18 protein-coding genes are annotated in these 14,670 nt (G+C 32.1%); 9 read left to right on the forward strand and 9 right to left on the reverse strand.

Annotation, left to right across the window (positions count from 1 at the left end; all coding sequences use genetic code 11):
• Positions 1–57: 57 nt before the first annotated feature.
• Positions 58–354, reverse strand: a complete 297-nt coding sequence (gene rpsR, locus B3C18_RS07420; RefSeq protein WP_002987043.1) for a 30S ribosomal protein S18 — start codon at positions 352–354, stop codon at positions 58–60.
• 5 nt (positions 355–359) lie between these two features.
• Positions 360–701 carry a 30S ribosomal protein S6 gene (rpsF, locus tag B3C18_RS07425; protein WP_041518692.1) on the reverse strand — a complete coding sequence of 114 codons (342 nt, stop codon included), beginning with the start codon at positions 699–701 and terminating at the stop codon, positions 360–362.
• Positions 702–878: 177 nt separating this feature from the next.
• On the opposite strand from rpsF, the gene B3C18_RS07430 reads away from it, so the two are divergent.
• The gene (locus B3C18_RS07430; RefSeq protein WP_053473460.1) at positions 879–1,577 is read left to right on the forward strand and encodes a LytR/AlgR family response regulator transcription factor; all 699 of its coding nucleotides are present in this window, start codon (positions 879–881) and stop codon (positions 1,575–1,577) included.
• Here B3C18_RS07430 and priA read toward each other — a convergent pair.
• The 5 genes from priA to nadC form a co-directional block, all read right to left on the reverse strand.
• On the reverse strand, positions 1,574–4,018 hold the full coding sequence (gene priA, locus B3C18_RS07435) for a replication restart helicase PriA (RefSeq protein WP_291144729.1): 2,445 nt from the start codon (positions 4,016–4,018) through the stop codon (positions 1,574–1,576). The genes B3C18_RS07430 and priA overlap by 4 nt on opposite strands.
• 23 nt (positions 4,019–4,041) lie before the next feature.
• Positions 4,042–4,788 (reverse strand): subclass B1 metallo-beta-lactamase, encoded by a 747-nt coding sequence (bla-B1-FLAV, locus tag B3C18_RS07440; protein WP_291144732.1) that lies wholly within the window; start codon positions 4,786–4,788, stop codon positions 4,042–4,044.
• Positions 4,789–4,799: 11 nt separating this feature from the next.
• On the reverse strand, positions 4,800–5,228 hold the full coding sequence (locus B3C18_RS07445; protein ID WP_291144735.1) for a DUF2147 domain-containing protein: 429 nt from the start codon (positions 5,226–5,228) through the stop codon (positions 4,800–4,802).
• A gap of 5 nt (positions 5,229–5,233) precedes the next feature.
• Positions 5,234–6,154, reverse strand: a complete 921-nt coding sequence (locus B3C18_RS07450) for a YihY/virulence factor BrkB family protein (protein ID WP_291144738.1) — start codon at positions 6,152–6,154, stop codon at positions 5,234–5,236.
• 103 nt (positions 6,155–6,257) lie between these two features.
• Complete coding sequence (gene nadC / locus B3C18_RS07455; protein WP_291144741.1) at positions 6,258–7,115, reverse strand: carboxylating nicotinate-nucleotide diphosphorylase; 858 nt, start codon at positions 7,113–7,115, stop codon at positions 6,258–6,260.
• Between the two features lie 262 nt (positions 7,116–7,377).
• Here nadC and B3C18_RS07460 point away from each other — a divergent pair, with 262 nt between their 5' ends.
• The 8 genes from B3C18_RS07460 to rlmH all read left to right on the forward strand — a co-directional run bounded on the left by B3C18_RS07460 (position 7,378) and on the right by rlmH (position 13,515).
• Complete coding sequence (locus tag B3C18_RS07460) at positions 7,378–8,478, forward strand: DNA alkylation repair protein (protein WP_291144743.1); 1,101 nt, start codon at positions 7,378–7,380, stop codon at positions 8,476–8,478.
• A gap of 19 nt (positions 8,479–8,497) precedes the next feature.
• Complete coding sequence (locus tag B3C18_RS07465; RefSeq protein ID WP_291144746.1) at positions 8,498–8,863, forward strand: hypothetical protein; 366 nt, start codon at positions 8,498–8,500, stop codon at positions 8,861–8,863.
• Between the two features lie 188 nt (positions 8,864–9,051).
• Positions 9,052–9,933, forward strand: coding sequence for a pirin family protein (locus B3C18_RS07470; protein WP_291144748.1), 882 nt, complete (start codon positions 9,052–9,054; stop codon positions 9,931–9,933).
• Positions 9,934–9,935: 2 nt separating this feature from the next.
• Complete coding sequence (locus B3C18_RS07475) at positions 9,936–10,331, forward strand: OsmC family protein (RefSeq protein WP_291144751.1); 396 nt, start codon at positions 9,936–9,938, stop codon at positions 10,329–10,331.
• Between the two features lie 2 nt (positions 10,332–10,333).
• Positions 10,334–10,615, forward strand: a complete 282-nt coding sequence (locus B3C18_RS07480; protein WP_291144753.1) for a GNAT family N-acetyltransferase — start codon at positions 10,334–10,336, stop codon at positions 10,613–10,615.
• A gap of 431 nt (positions 10,616–11,046) precedes the next feature.
• Entirely contained in the window at positions 11,047–12,462 is a 1,416-nt protein-coding gene (locus tag B3C18_RS07485) for an adenosine deaminase (protein WP_291144756.1), read from the forward strand.
• Positions 12,463–12,601: 139 nt separating this feature from the next.
• A complete protein-coding gene (locus B3C18_RS07490) occupies positions 12,602–12,904 on the forward strand; it encodes an antibiotic biosynthesis monooxygenase family protein (RefSeq protein ID WP_291144759.1) in 303 nt (100 codons plus the stop codon).
• A 137-nt stretch (positions 12,905–13,041) separates the two neighbouring features.
• A complete protein-coding gene (gene rlmH / locus B3C18_RS07495) occupies positions 13,042–13,515 on the forward strand; it encodes a 23S rRNA (pseudouridine(1915)-N(3))-methyltransferase RlmH (protein WP_053473473.1) in 474 nt (157 codons plus the stop codon).
• A 42-nt stretch (positions 13,516–13,557) separates the two neighbouring features.
• Here rlmH and B3C18_RS07500 read toward each other — a convergent pair whose 3' ends face one another.
• Both B3C18_RS07500 and B3C18_RS07505 read right to left on the reverse strand, forming a co-directional pair.
• Positions 13,558–14,190, reverse strand: a complete 633-nt coding sequence (locus tag B3C18_RS07500) for a hypothetical protein (RefSeq protein ID WP_291144762.1) — start codon at positions 14,188–14,190, stop codon at positions 13,558–13,560.
• A 6-nt stretch (positions 14,191–14,196) separates the two neighbouring features.
• Positions 14,197–14,664 (reverse strand): hypothetical protein, encoded by a 468-nt coding sequence (locus B3C18_RS07505; RefSeq protein WP_291144765.1) that lies wholly within the window; start codon positions 14,662–14,664, stop codon positions 14,197–14,199.
• Positions 14,665–14,670 lie beyond the last annotated feature (6 nt).

Genomic DNA, 14,670 nt, shown 5'->3' on the forward strand with positions numbered 1-14,670 from the left:
CTTATATTTTAGAAGTTAGGTTCTGATTGAACAGAAACCAGCGACTAGAGTTTTTAATTATTTTAATAAATCGGCCACGTATGGCATTAAAGCTAAGTGACGAGCTCTTTTTACAGCTACAGAAACTTTTCTTTGGTATTTTAATGAAGTTCCAGTTAAACGACGAGGAAGAATTTTTCCTTGCTCATTTACGAATTTCAATAAGAAATCAGCATCTTTATAATCGATGTATTTGATTCCTGATTTTTTGAAACGGCAATACTTTTTAGTTTTGTTAGTTTCAATGTTTAAAGGCGTTAAATATCTGATATCTCCGTCTTTTTTTCCTTTTGCAGATTGCTCTATTGTAGACATAATGATTAAGCTTTAGTAGATTTTAATTTTGCTCTTCTTCTCTCCGCCCATGAAATAGCATGCTTGTCTAAACTTACAGTTAAGAAACGCATAACTCTTTCGTCACGTCTAAATTCAGTTTCAAAAGCAATTAGAACTTCTCCTGATACTTTGAACTCAAATAAGTGATAAAAACCACTTTTTTTGTTTTGGATTTCGTAAGCCATTTTTTTAAGACCCCAATCCTCTTTTGATACCATTTCAGCTCCTCTGCTAGTAAGAAATTCTTCAAATTTCGTTACTGTTTCCTTCACCTGAACCTCAGATAAAACGGGATTTAAAATGAAAACAGTTTCATAATGATTCATAAATAAAAAATTTATTTGTTAAAATTGGGTGCAAAAGTAACCATTATTTTTAAATATACAACACATTTTTTCTATTATTCGTCATAATGCAAAAATTATACGTCTATTTTAGTTTTTTTTCCAAAAAAACTATACATTTACTACTGCTATCCTGAATTTATTCTAAATTTAAATGTTATGAAACTAAACTGTGTTGTTGTGGATGATAGTTCTATACAAAGGACAATTATTGCAAAATTAGTTAATAATCACCCAGGTTTGCACTTAATCGGGGATTTTTCTAATGCAATAGAAGCAAAAAGTTGTATCTCATTAAATAATATCGACTTAATTTTTCTTGATATAGAAATGCCTGTCATTAATGGCTTTGATTTTCTTGATGGTTTAAAATCTAAACCACAAATTATATTTATCACTTCTAAAGCTGAATATGCACTAAAAGCTTTTGATTATGATGCCACTGATTATCTGCAAAAACCAATCGCTGTAGACCGTTTTAATGCTTCTGTAAAAAGAGCAATTGATATGCATTTGCTTAAAAAAGAAGTCAAAGAAGAAGAAGGCGAACATATTTTTATAAAAAGCAACCTTAAAAAACTTAAAATATTTACGGCTAAAATCAAATGGATTGAGGCTTTTGGAGATTACGTAAGAGTGGTTACCGAAGACGACAGTAATCTGGTGCTTTCAACAATGAAATCTTTTGAAAATGATTTATCAAAAGACAAATTCATTCGTGTACACAAATCGTATATCATTAATATTGATAAGGTTGAACGCTTTAATAGTAAATTTGCAGAAATCGGAATTACGAAAATTCCGCTTAGTCGAAACAAAAAAGAAGATTTAGTAAAAGCATTGTCGACATCTAATTAATAGAAATCGACATTGACAACAACTTTTATAGCTCTGTACTGAGCAACTGCTTCAAAACTATTCAACATTTTCTGAATAGTTTTTTTTGTATTTCCTAAATGCAGGTTCTGCGGAATCTTAATTAATATAGTCCTTATATATTCATTTCGGATTCTGCTGATAGCCGGTTCTTCCGGGCCCAAAACCGGCATATTCAGGTTTTGGCTTAAAACCTGATACAGCCACATCGAACCTTCTTTCAATTTCTCAAATTCTCGATGTTTTATTGTTAGTTTAATAATCCTGAAATACGGCGGATATTTATAAATCTGTCTGTCATACAATTGCTCCTTATACATACCTATATAATTATGGTTTGTAACCTGCTGAATTGTATTATGATCTGGATTATAAGTCTGAATCACAACTTTACCTTGTTTTTCTGATCTTCCTGCTCTTCCCGCAACTTGTGTCATCATTTGAAAACTGCGCTCAAAAGCCCTGAAATCAGGATGATGCAGCATATTATCGGCATTCATGATTCCGACTAAACTAACATTATCAAAATCTAAACCTTTTGCGAGCATTTGTGTTCCAACCAAAATATCGATTTCCCTATTTTTAAAGGTATCGATAATCTTTTCAAAGCCGAATTTACCACGAGTCGTATCCTGATCCATTCTAGCCGTTTTAGCTTTTGGAAAAAGCGATAACAACTCCTGCTCTATTTGTTCTGTTCCAAAACCTTTAGTCGTTAAATCAATGCTGGAGCAGCTGTGACAATGCGTTGGTTTTGCAATCGAATATCCACAATAATGACAGCGCAATTGGTTTTTAAATTTATGAAAAGTCAAACTCACATCGCATTGCTGACAATGCGGTACGTGTCCGCAGGTGATACATTCTATTATAGGAGAATATCCCCGTCTGTTTTGAAACAAAATCACTTGTTCACCTAAAGATAAAGCTTCAGCAATTTCTTCTATTAAAACGTCGCTAAAATGCCCCGTCATTCGTTTTCTGAAATGCTTGTCTTTTAAATCAACCAAAACAACTTCTGGCATTCGAACATTTTTATAACGTTCTGTAAGCGTAACTAGACCGTATTTTTCGCTCTGCGTATTAAAATAGGTTTCAATACTTGGCGTTGCCGAACCTAAAAGCACTTTGGCATTATGAAAATTAGCCAGAACAATTGCAGCATCTCTGGCGTGATATCTCGGCGCAGGATCTGTCTGTTTAAAAGTCTGCTCATGTTCTTCATCAACGATCAATAAACCTAAATCATTGAAAGGTAAAAACAATGCCGACCTCGCTCCTATTACAATTTGTGCTTTTTCTGAATTTTCGAGTGTTTGTTTCCAAACCTCAACTCTTTCATTATTACTGTATTTGGAATGAAAAACAGCTACTTTATCTCCAAAATGAAGCCGTAAACGTGAAACTAATTGTGTGGTAAGCGCAATTTCAGGAAGCAGATATAAAACCTGTCTTCCAGTCTGCAGATATTCTTCGATTAATTTAATGTAGATTTCTGTTTTTCCGCTTGAAGTTACGCCGTGAAGCAAGCAGACTTCTTTTTCAGAAAAACTCTCTTTTATTGCGGTAAAAGCATTTTGCTGTGCTTCGCTTAATTGTAATTCCTTATCTGTTTTTTCTCCGTTAAATAAAATACGATCTTGCTGTAAATAATATTCTTCGAAGATTTCATTCTTAATCAAAGTTTTTACAACAGCCGAAGTTGAGCCTGAAACCTCAACCAGTTTATTGACTGTTATGGGCTTTTTTTCTGAAGCACTTATTTGAAAATATGCTAAAACAATTTCTTTTTGCTTATCACTTCTCAAAATATCCAGCAAATTCATCAAACCTTGATCTGTTTCGTATTGTGAATGTAATTTCACATATCGAACCAGTTTTGGTTTGTAGCTTTCTTTTATTTCTTCTTCTAAAACAATAATATCTTTTGCTATTAATTTTTGAAGAATAGGCAGAATATTTTTTCTATTTAAAATGGAAGCAATTTCCTGAACTTTAAGCGAACTTTGATGTTGCAGCGCTTCGTAAACCAAAAATTCATCATCAGAAAGTTCTGAATCATTGACAACAGCTTCTGGTTTCTGCGAAACAATTGTTTCACTTTCTAATAATAATCCGGTTGGGAACGCTCCGCGATACACATCGCCAATACCGCACATATAATAATTGGCAACCCAAAGCCAATGTTTAATCTGCGTTTCGGTTGCAATTGGTTTTTCATCTAAAATTTCATGAATCTCTTTGGCTTCATATAAATTCGGAGCATTTTCATGAATATCTAAAACAAGTCCTGTATAGATTTTATTTTTAATAGGCACCGCCACCCGCATTCCTTTTTTTATAAAATGGAATTCGGCCTCAGAAACACGATAAGTAAGAGGTTTAACCGACGAAAGCGGTAAAATAACTTCGATAAAAAACATGTACTATATATATGAGTGCAAAGTTACTTTTTTCCTGAAGATTTTTGAGCTAAATACTCGTCAACCAATTTCAAAGTATGATTTAAAGATTCTGTATTAGTCCAGTCTTCATGACCCGGAATAATATATTTTGGATTCTTAAATTTCGCCTTCACTTTTCCAATCGATTTTTTCCATTCTTTTACGTCAGAATCTGCTAAATAACCAAGATCTTTAGCATCGGCACTTTTTATAAAGCAAGCTCCGTAAAGCACTTTTTCTTTATCAAACCAAACTACAATATTATCAGATGCATGGCCTTTTCCCGGGTAATAAACCTCAAAAGTATGCTGCCCGACTGTAAAAATTTTATCATTTGGAATTATAAATTCTGCCCTCGGTTTGTTTTCTTTTTTAAGAATATCATCCGTTAACTTAATCGAATATGTTTTGATTCCTTTTTTTCTATAAAATTCAAATCCTCCCGCACGATCATCGTGAGAATGTGTCGCAAAAAGCATTATCACCTCTTTATTATGTTTAGCTTTTATACTATCTAATAAAGGCTGAAACTGAGTTTCGTCCCAAGGCGCATCAAACAACACAACACCTTTATCTGTAATCAGATACATGGCATTCGCAGAAATCAACGTTCCATTGTAATCATGAAATGTTTTATAAACATAAAAATCACCTGTAAGATGACTTATTGGTAATGGCGAATTTTTCTTTTGTCCAAAACTATTTAAGCTTATGACCAAGAATAAAACTATTGAAGCTAATTTTCGCATTTAATTTTGAATTAGTTTTTTACGCGTGTCCAGTATTGTGTTCTTCCCATAATAGAAATTCCTACATATCCGCGAAGTTTTAATTTATCTGCAGAATCTAATGAGATATAACATTTGTATTTTTTACCGCTTGTTGGGTCTAAAATTGTTCCTCCGTTATATTCTGAACCGTCTTTTTTAAGACCGTTTATAATGGTCATTCCTAAAATTGGTTTGTTTTTTTCGGCACCTTCACACTTTACACAAACATCTTTTTTATGATTTTCGCGAAGTATTTCTGTAATCTTCCCGTATATTTTTCCTGATTTTTCGTAAATCTCAACTACAGATTTAGCTTCTCCCGTTTCATCATCTATGGTCTTCCATTTTCCTATAACACTTTGAGCCTGAATACTCATCGCAAAGAAAAACACACCAATCGTTAACATCCAATTTTTCATATTATTTATTTTTTTTTTTGTTTTAATTTTCTGATAGAAGCGTTCAATTCGAACCCTAAAAGCAGAATCATACAGTTTATCCAAATATAAAACATTAGAATTAATAATGTTCCAATAGAACCATAAAGTTCGTTGTATTTTGAAAATTTTATAACCCAAATCCCAAAAAAGAACGAAGATATAACAATTAGTATCGTTGTAAAAACAGATCCGATGCTTATAAAAGGCACTTTGTTGTACTGTTTTGTACCATAACGTAATAATATTGAAGATGTTATCAAAATCATCAGAACAACGAATAAATATCGTCCTAAAATAATCAGCGGAATGCGATCACTCAATACATCCTGAATGATTGTTTTTTGAATAAAAACCTCAAAAACAACAATTGTAGCCACAGTTACAAACAGTATTATGGTCATTAAAAGTGAAATTGCCAATGCTACCAGATACTGACTAAAAAATCCACGTTTATCAAATACGTGTTTAGAGGATTCAAAACCGCTTAAAATTCCGTTAATACCATTAGCCATCAAAAAGATAGAAAGCAAAAATCCCGAAGACAATAAGCCTGAATGACTATTATTTAAGATATCACTGATGATTTTACTAATCGCATCATAGGTATTTGGAGGAACACCTTGCTGCACAAACTGCAGAAAATCATTTTGAAAATTATCTATAGGAATAAACGGAATTAAGTTTAAAATAAATAAGGCAAAAGGAAACAAAGCCATAAAAAAACTAAAAGAAACCGCGCTTGCATGATACGAAAAAGCACCTTCAAGAATTCCTAAAGTGTACATTTCGAGTAAATCATACAAAGAAAATCCCTCTAACCAAGGGAGTTTTATTCTTTTAAAAAGTCGGGCCACATTGCGTATTACGGGCAATTTTTCAATGCGCTCTTCTATTTCTTTCGACATATATTTTTGATTTTAGATTGTTGAGTTTAGATTTTAGATTTATTCATGATCAATAGTTTTCAAAAACAAACTCATAACTTATAACTCAAAATTCATAACTTCATTAAAAAGCTTTTAAGCTCAAATCCATATTGTAAACAGAATGCGTTAAAGCGCCTGAAGAAATATAATTTACACCACATAAAGCATATTCGCGAACTGTTTTTTCGCTAATATTTCCCGAAGATTCTGTCTGGCATTTTGTACCAATCAAATTTACTGCCGTTTTTGTATCTTCATAATTAAAGTTATCAATCAGGATTCTGTGAACGCCGTCGCTCAGCAAAATTTCTCTAATTTCATCCAAATTACGGGCTTCAACAATGATTTTCAAATCCAGGTTATTCTCTTTTAAATACTCTTTAGTTTTTGAAATAGCACGTGTTATTCCGCCGGCAAAATCAATATGATTGTCTTTTAGCATAACCATATCATAAAGGGCGAAACGGTGATTTTCACCTCCGCCTATTTTTACAGCCCATTTTTCAGCAACTCTAAAATTTGGCGTCGTTTTGCGTGTATCTAATATTTTAGCGTTTGTTCCTTCTAAAAGTTTCATTAAATGTTTGGTTTTTGTCGCAATTGCAGACATACGCTGCATGGTATTTAAAACCACTCTTTCGGCCTTTAAAATAGACTGTGAGCTTCCTGAAACTTCAAAAACAACTTCACCATATTCTACATGTGTTCCATCTTCTATAAAAGTTTTTACTTTTAGTTTTGGATCAACATGTTCAAATATCATTTTGGCAGCTTCAACACCGGCAATTATTCCCTGATCTTTTACCAATAATTTTGCCTGTCCATGTGCAGTATCCGGAATACAGGCAAGTGAACTGTAATCACCCGGACCAACATCTTCTCTAATGGCATTACTTATCAAAAGTTGCAATTCTGCTTGAAATTGAGCTTCGCTTATCATTTTTATAATTTTAATAATATGCTAAATTAGGACTTATTTTATGGATTTAAAAGTTTCCTTTCTGCTAAAAGTTTCTTATTAACTATTTTTTATGAGCCACAGATTATTAAGATTAAAATGATTTCAAAAAATCTGTGCTAATCTTTTAATCTGTGGCATAAATCTTTATCAGGAATATTTAAAGTCTATGTGTTTTCAAGCAAAATCTCCCTCAACAATTCAAAAACATTAAATATCTTTGAGGTTCAATCAAGCAAAATTTATGGGATTAATTAAAGATATTTATTCGGTTTCTTTTTACGAAAAATTCAGTCAGGCTGTCGCCGAAGTGCATTCAACATTCAACAAACAAAAATTTATAAAAGCAATTTACGAAGGTGATTTTGCTCAAAAAGAATGGAAAGAGAGAATGAAACATACCACAGTTGTGTTTCATCAATTTATGCCTCAAAATTTTCCTGAAGCTGTTTCCCTAATTGATAAGATCATCAAAAACCTAAGAAAAAACAACTTTGCAGAAAGCAATCTGGCTTTTATTTTCTTTGCCGATTATATCGAAATGTACGGTTTAGACGATTTTAAAACTTCGGCGAAAGCCTTTGTTTCTATAACCCAATTTATAAGCTGTGAATTTGCTGTTCGTCCTTTTATCTTAAAATATAAAGAAGAAATGATTGAAGAGATGACAAAATGGTCTTTGCACGAAAATCATCACGTTCGAAGATTAGCCAGTGAAGGTTCACGCCCGAGATTACCGTGGGCAATGGCAATTCCGTTCCTTAAAAAAGATCCTTCTTCTATTCTTCCAATTTTAGAGAATCTAAAAAACGATCCTTCAGAATATGTCCGCAGAAGCGTTGCTAATAATTTAAATGATATTGCAAAAGATAATCCGCAAATTGTACTTGAAATTGCTTCAAAATGGAAAGGACACAGCAAAGAAACAGACGGAATTATTAAACATGGCTGCAGAACTTTATTGAAACAAGGTCATCCGGAAATTTTAGGTCATTATGGTTTAGAAAGCACTAATATTGAGCTTTCTTCATTTGAAATTAAAACGCCAATTGTAAAAATTGGGGATTATCTTCAGTTTCAATTTCATTTGAATAATAAAAACGAAGAGCCTAAAACAATTCGTTTAGAATATGCCGTTCATTATAAAAAAGCAAAAGGACATTTAGCGAAAAAAGTCTTTAAAATCAGTGAGAAAATTTACCAACCTAATCAATTAACTAAAATTGAAAGAAATCAATCTTTTAAACTGATTACAACGAGAGTTTTTCATACAGGAGCGCATCAGTTGTCGATTATTATAAATGGAACTGAGAGTGAGGTTTTAGAGTTTGAATTGGTTAAATAACTTATATAAAAAAATATTCATGTGGTATACCAGAAAATTAATATTTAAGCTGAGTTTTTTATTTTGCTTACTTCTTTCCTTTTTTATTTTCAGTTTTCAAACTAAAAATGAAGAGGTATTAATCGTTTCCTATTCTGCGATAAGCTGTCCTTGTGCTCAATGGAAAATCGAGAATAAAAACAATACATCAAACATTTATCTTGAGAGAGTAAATAGCAAATTATTAGATGCTGATCATATTTGGGATGGAAAAACTTTACCTTTAAAATTAAAAATAAAAGGATATTTTAAAAAAGAACCAGGAATTCCTAAAGACTTTACAACAAAAGGAGATCCAAAACCTGCAAAAATATTTTTATATACAGAAATCAAAGTAATCAAATAAAGCTTTTTTTCAAAACCCTGATTACAAAATACATAAATATTCATTTTACGAATCTTATCTTTTAAATCAAAACATAATCAACGATTTTCGTTACTTTTATAAATCTAAAAAACAAGTTTCTTAATCTAAATTAAGTTACAAACAAGCACAGTTAATCTAATTTTGTTTTCAAATCAAATAAAAATACCATGTCAAATATCAGTTTAATTATCGAAGAACGTGCTGCCAATATTGGCAACTTTATGGTGGGCCGTTTATTGCCTTTCCGTGAAAAAAGAGCAGTTGGACCATTTGTATTTATCGATCATATGGGACCTGCACATTTAAGTGATCATGAAAATATGGATGTTCCCCCGCATCCGCATATCGGACTTTCAACGCTTACTTTTTTATTTGAAGGAAGCATTATGCACCGCGATAGTTTAGGAACAGAATTAGAAATAAAACCAGGTGCCGTAAACTGGATGACAGCCGGAAAAGGAATTGTGCACTCCGAAAGAACTCCTGAATATTTAAGACATTCCGATAAAATGCTACACGGATTGCAGATTTGGGTTGCGCTTCCTAAAGAATTGGAGCAAATGGATCCGAATTTTGCGCATGTTGAAGCTGATGATATTCCGGCTTGGGAAGAAGACGGCGTTTCATATAAATTAATTGCCGGTGAAGCTTTTGGTAAAAAATCTCCAGTTCCTGTTTATAGTCCGCTTTATTTTATAGAAATCAAAAGTACTGAGGCTACAAAAATCAATATTGGTAAAGATTTATTCGGCGAAAGCGGTTTGTATATTTTAGAAGGAAGTATTAAAAGTGGTGAACACGTTTACGATCCGAAACAAATATTAATTACAACCGACAGCACACTTTGCGAGTTTGAAATTGCCGAAAATTCTACGGTTTATATCTTTGGCGGACAGCCGTTTCCTGAAGAACATTTTATCTTTTGGAATTTCGTTTCTTCGGACAAAAACCTCATCGAAAAAGCAAAAAAAGACTGGACAGAACAGACTTTCCCTAAAGTTCCGGGCGAAACTGAATTTGTTCCATTACCAGAACCAAGAATCAAATAAATATGGACACAATCTCAGCAAAAATAGATACTCGTTTGTATCGAACGGAAATTACATCAGCAAGCAACAATGTTTTAATTTCTGATGAACCACAGGAATTGGGCGGAAAAAATTTAGGATTAAATCCAACGGAACTTCTGGCCGCATCATTGGCTTCTTGTACTGTAATTACTTTGCGAATGTACATCAACCGTAAAGAATGGGACGTTTCAGAAATTAATGTCAAAATTGATTTTGAAAGAGATTCTGAACGAAGTGTATCCGTATTTACTAGAAAAATCGAAGTTATTGGCGAAGTTGACGAAACTCAAAGACAACGTTTAGAAACGATTGCTAATAGCTGCCCTATCCACAAAACACTTACACATTCAATAGAAATTAAAACCACATTAATATAATCATGGAAATTCAACAAATTAACGATACAAAAAAAGGATATTTTGAAGCTGTAGAAGACGGGAAAGAAGCCGGAAAAATGACATATACCTGGGCGGGAGATTCAAAATTCATTATCGACCATACTGAAGTAAGTCCAGATTTTAACGGAAAAGGTGTCGGTAAAAAATTGGTAATGGCCGCTGTAGAATATGCCAGAGTTAACGATGTAAAAATTATTCCGCTTTGTCCTTTTGCAAAAAGTGTTTTTAATAAGGTTGAGGAAATACGTGATGTGCTTTCTTAAAAGAGATACTAAGGTTCTGAGTTGCTAAGATTCTAAGATTTTTTTTAACCGCAAAGCACACAAAGAATACGCAAAGTTCGCAAAGTTTTTAGGCAAAGCTTTGCGAACTTTTGCGTTTGTATTAAGCTATGTCTGGAATAAAACCTTGCGTTCTTTGCGTTAAAAAAACAACACGCATAATGATTATTTTGCTTGCCTTGATGGATTAAAATCCATCCCTACAATATTTACCGTTCCTTCGGAACTCTTTTTAAAAATTCTTCACACAACAGCTTAGTGAACTTCAAAAATCTTATACAACCTCTACAAAAAAACTTTGCGAACTTTGCGAAAATTCTCAGCGCTCTTTGCGTTAAAAACCCACCACACAAAAATCAATTTTTTAATCTCCTCTAAAACTCTTACATTTGCATGTAATTTAAACTTAGAGTATGACAAGGATAATTACGCTTTTCTGTATTTTTATAGCACAAATCGGCTTTTCTCAAACAGCTGAAAGTTATTTAGAAAAAATCAGAAATAATGAAGCTCTCTTAACAGCTTTTTTTCAACAAATGCCAAAAGGAGGCGATTTACACCACCATTTTTCAGGATCAGTTTATGCAGAACCGCTTTTAGAAAGAGCCATTGCAGAAGATTTTTATTTGAATTTAGAAACTATGGCAGTTTCGAAAACCAAACCTGAAAAAGGAAACTGGCAGACTTTTTCTTCTCTAAAAAATGATGGCAAATTAGATTATTACCAACAGCAAGTAATGCAAACCTGGTCAGTTAAAGATTATAACGGTTCTGTTCCTTCTGACGATCAGTTTTTTGATTCTTTTCAAAAATTCGAGCCTACCATAAAAGGCCATTTTGCAGAAGGAATGTTAGAATTAAAAAAACGCGCCATTGCCGAAAATGTAAGTTATATCGAGACACAATTATCAACTATTCCGTGCGATATGAATGTTTCAGATTTAAATGATTTCAATACAAAACTGCGTCAGGCAGCCAATCAAAAAGATGAAAAAGCGGTTACAAAACTTTTAGATGAATTGTATAAATCGATTCAGAAAAAAGAGGCAAAAAAATATGCTGATGATTTCAACAATAATTTCATAGCAAAACTTCACAAAGATTTAAAAATGGACGATGAACGTTTTACAATGCGTTATCAAAACTTTGTACTGCGTTTTATGGAACCTGTAGATTTATTTAAAAATCTAATTATCGCTTTTATTTCTTCAAGTGAAAGTAAACTTACTGCGGGTGTAAACATCGTTTCTCCAGAGCATGGAGAAAATTCGATGAAGGATTATTGGTTACACATGGAAATGTTTAAATACTGCCACTCTAAATTTCCAGATGTAAAATATACGCTTCACGCCGGAGAATTGACTTTAGGTTTAGTCCAGCCGGAAGATTTAACTTGGCATATTAACGACGCTATTCATATCGCCGGCGCAAATAGAATTGGTCACGGAGTTGATATCGCTTACGAAGCAAACTCATACGATTTATTGAAATATATGTCTAAAAACAATATTCCAATTGAGATCAATTTAGTGAGTAATGAATTCATTTTGAAAGTAAAAGAAAACAGACATCCGTTTACACTTTATAAAGAATTTAATGTGCCAATTGTAATCAGTACCGACGATGCAGGAATTTTAAGAAGCAATATGACAGAACAATATGTTTTATTAGCTAAAAGATATCCTGACGTTAATTATGAAACAATAAAGAAATACGTTTACAACAGTATTAATTATAGTTTTATCCAAGACGAATCGGTTAAAAAACAATTGACCAAAGATCTTGATAATAGATTTAAGATTTTTGAGGCAAAATTTTCTAAAAACTAAAACTGTCTCATCTTTGCGAAATTGCACGCAGATTTTAAACAGATTTAAGCTGATCAACGCAGATTTTTTTTAGCTAAAATATCAAAAATAAAATTTGTTTAAATCTGCAAAATCTGCGTGAAAAAAAATATTTATAAATATGATTCTTGAAGCCGCATTTCTTTTTGTTAAACCTGAATTAGCATCTCAATTTGAAGCTGATTTTGCAAAAGCAAGCCAATATATTTCGTCAATTGAAGGTTATTTAGGGCATCGTTTAGAGAAATGTCTTGAAGTTGAAAATAAATATCTTTTATTAGTCGATTGGAATACACTTGAAGATCATACAATAGGTTTTAGAACTTCTGAAGCTTATCTGGAATGGAAAAAGATTTTGCATCATTATTACGAACCGTTTCCTATTGTAGAGCATTTTGAAACGGTTTTTGAGAATAAAAAATAAAGCCCGCAGATTTTACAGATTCAACGGATTTACACTGAATTAATTTAAAAAATCTTTTTAATCCTTTTAATCTGTGGCAAAAAAATAAAAATAAAATTCGTGCCAATTAGTGTAATTAGTGGCAAAAAACTTTACCAATGAATATCAAACTTATCGCCATTGGCAAAACTGATAATAAATCGCTTCAAACTTTGATTGACGATTATACCAAACGTTTGTCTTTTTATATCAAATTTGATTTGGAGATTATTCCCGATATCAAAAATGTAAAAAACTTATCTGAAAGTCAGCAAAAGGAAAAAGAAGGCGAATTAATTCTGTCAAAACTTTCACCAACCGATCAATTAATTTTATTGGATGAAAATGGAAAAAACTTCTCCAGTGTTGGGTTTTCTGAAGAATTACAAAAGAAAATGAATTCTGGAATCAAAACTCTTGTATTTGTAATTGGCGGCCCATACGGATTCTCTGATACGGTTTACAGCAAAGCACAGGGAAAAGTTTCGCTTTCGCTGATGACGTTTTCGCATCAAATGGTTCGCTTATTTTTTATCGAGCAATTGTATCGGGGATTTACGATTTTAAGGAATGAACCTTATCATCATCAATAGCGTTTTTGTTTCTTTTGTTTCAGGTTTTCTTTGTTTCAAATTTTAGTTAATGAATTCTACTGGAAGCCTATCAAGATTGTAAGTTACATGTTTTTGCAGCAGAATTTTATATTGGATGTATTCTTCATAACTCATATTCTTATCGAAGAAAAATACCAAATCTGGCACTCTTTCAAATTTTATAGTGTAGAAACGTTGTAATATTTCTGAAATTTTTATTTCCTTATTTGCCATGAAAACCTGTTTTTTTCCTTTTCTAAAATAAACAACAAGATTTTCTCTACTTGGTTTTTCCATTTTATAATATACTTTCGTAAAAGGTACAAAAGCTAAATTCTTCCCAACAGAATCTGCATAAGAATAATAATTTTCGGCATTTTCGTTTTTATGGGCACTGTCGACTCTCTTTTTTTCCTGTAATTTCATTACTTCCGGAATTACCAATTTCAAAGGCAGACGTTTGTCAATATTAAAAATCCAATTAGTTGAAATTATCGCACTTTTACGGTTTACATCTGCAATTGTATCCTGTCCTTCGGTTTCAAAAAAGATATAAATTGGTGATAGATCTTGTACATCTTTTACAATTGTTATGTTTGATTTTGGAAGTAAAACATCTTGTTTTTTTCCGCAGGAGAAAAGTAGAAAAGCAATAATTAGAGTAAAGTATTTCATAATATGTTAATTAGCACCTTTATTGATTTTAGATTTTTCATTTAATAATGAATAATATCTTTTTTCTAATTTCATGTAATCATTTTTCCAATCTTGAACATTTTTTGGAACATTATACTTTGAATAGTTCAAAATTAAAATCTCATCATCTAAATCATCAAAAAAATTCCATTGTTCTATATCTTCATCCTTATTTCCATTCCAAATATTCATTTTGTTTTTATCAATAGCTATGAGAAATTTTTCACCAACATATCTAGTAACTTTCCAATATAAACTAACTTTATCTGCATGATCCAAATTGAGATTTATTTTGAATACTTCATAAAAGTCTACAGGGCCGCCTATTTCCTGCATATATTCATTTTTTGTCCAACTAGGTATATCTCCAAAATAAAATAGAACATCATTGTTTTCATCTATTTCAACTTTTTGAAGGACATACAAAGTATTTAAAATATTTTGCTTTTCCATAAACTT

Source organism: Flavobacterium sp. UBA7680, from assembly GCF_002482975.1.
Taxonomy (GTDB): Bacteria; Bacteroidota; Bacteroidia; order Flavobacteriales; family Flavobacteriaceae; genus Flavobacterium.

Coding starts and splice junctions, on each gene's coding strand:
- rpsR (WP_002987043.1), bottom strand. CDS start 354: ATGTCTACAATAGAGCAATCTGCAAAAGGAAAAAAAGACGGAGATATC.
- rpsF (WP_041518692.1), bottom strand. CDS start 701: ATGAATCATTATGAAACTGTTTTCATTTTAAATCCCGTTTTATCTGAG.
- B3C18_RS07430 (WP_053473460.1), top strand. CDS start 879: ATGAAACTAAACTGTGTTGTTGTGGATGATAGTTCTATACAAAGGACA.
- priA (WP_291144729.1), bottom strand. CDS start 4,018: ATGTTTTTTATCGAAGTTATTTTACCGCTTTCGTCGGTTAAACCTCTT.
- bla-B1-FLAV (WP_291144732.1), bottom strand. CDS start 4,788: ATGCGAAAATTAGCTTCAATAGTTTTATTCTTGGTCATAAGCTTAAAT.
- B3C18_RS07445 (WP_291144735.1), bottom strand. CDS start 5,228: ATGAAAAATTGGATGTTAACGATTGGTGTGTTTTTCTTTGCGATGAGT.
- B3C18_RS07450 (WP_291144738.1), bottom strand. CDS start 6,154: ATGTCGAAAGAAATAGAAGAGCGCATTGAAAAATTGCCCGTAATACGC.
- nadC (WP_291144741.1), bottom strand. CDS start 7,115: ATGATAAGCGAAGCTCAATTTCAAGCAGAATTGCAACTTTTGATAAGT.
- B3C18_RS07460 (WP_291144743.1), top strand. CDS start 7,378: ATGGGATTAATTAAAGATATTTATTCGGTTTCTTTTTACGAAAAATTC.
- B3C18_RS07465 (WP_291144746.1), top strand. CDS start 8,498: ATGTGGTATACCAGAAAATTAATATTTAAGCTGAGTTTTTTATTTTGC.
- B3C18_RS07470 (WP_291144748.1), top strand. CDS start 9,052: ATGTCAAATATCAGTTTAATTATCGAAGAACGTGCTGCCAATATTGGC.
- B3C18_RS07475 (WP_291144751.1), top strand. CDS start 9,936: ATGGACACAATCTCAGCAAAAATAGATACTCGTTTGTATCGAACGGAA.
- B3C18_RS07480 (WP_291144753.1), top strand. CDS start 10,334: ATGGAAATTCAACAAATTAACGATACAAAAAAAGGATATTTTGAAGCT.
- B3C18_RS07485 (WP_291144756.1), top strand. CDS start 11,047: ATGACAAGGATAATTACGCTTTTCTGTATTTTTATAGCACAAATCGGC.
- B3C18_RS07490 (WP_291144759.1), top strand. CDS start 12,602: ATGATTCTTGAAGCCGCATTTCTTTTTGTTAAACCTGAATTAGCATCT.
- rlmH (WP_053473473.1), top strand. CDS start 13,042: ATGAATATCAAACTTATCGCCATTGGCAAAACTGATAATAAATCGCTT.
- B3C18_RS07500 (WP_291144762.1), bottom strand. CDS start 14,190: ATGAAATACTTTACTCTAATTATTGCTTTTCTACTTTTCTCCTGCGGA.
- B3C18_RS07505 (WP_291144765.1), bottom strand. CDS start 14,664: ATGGAAAAGCAAAATATTTTAAATACTTTGTATGTCCTTCAAAAAGTT.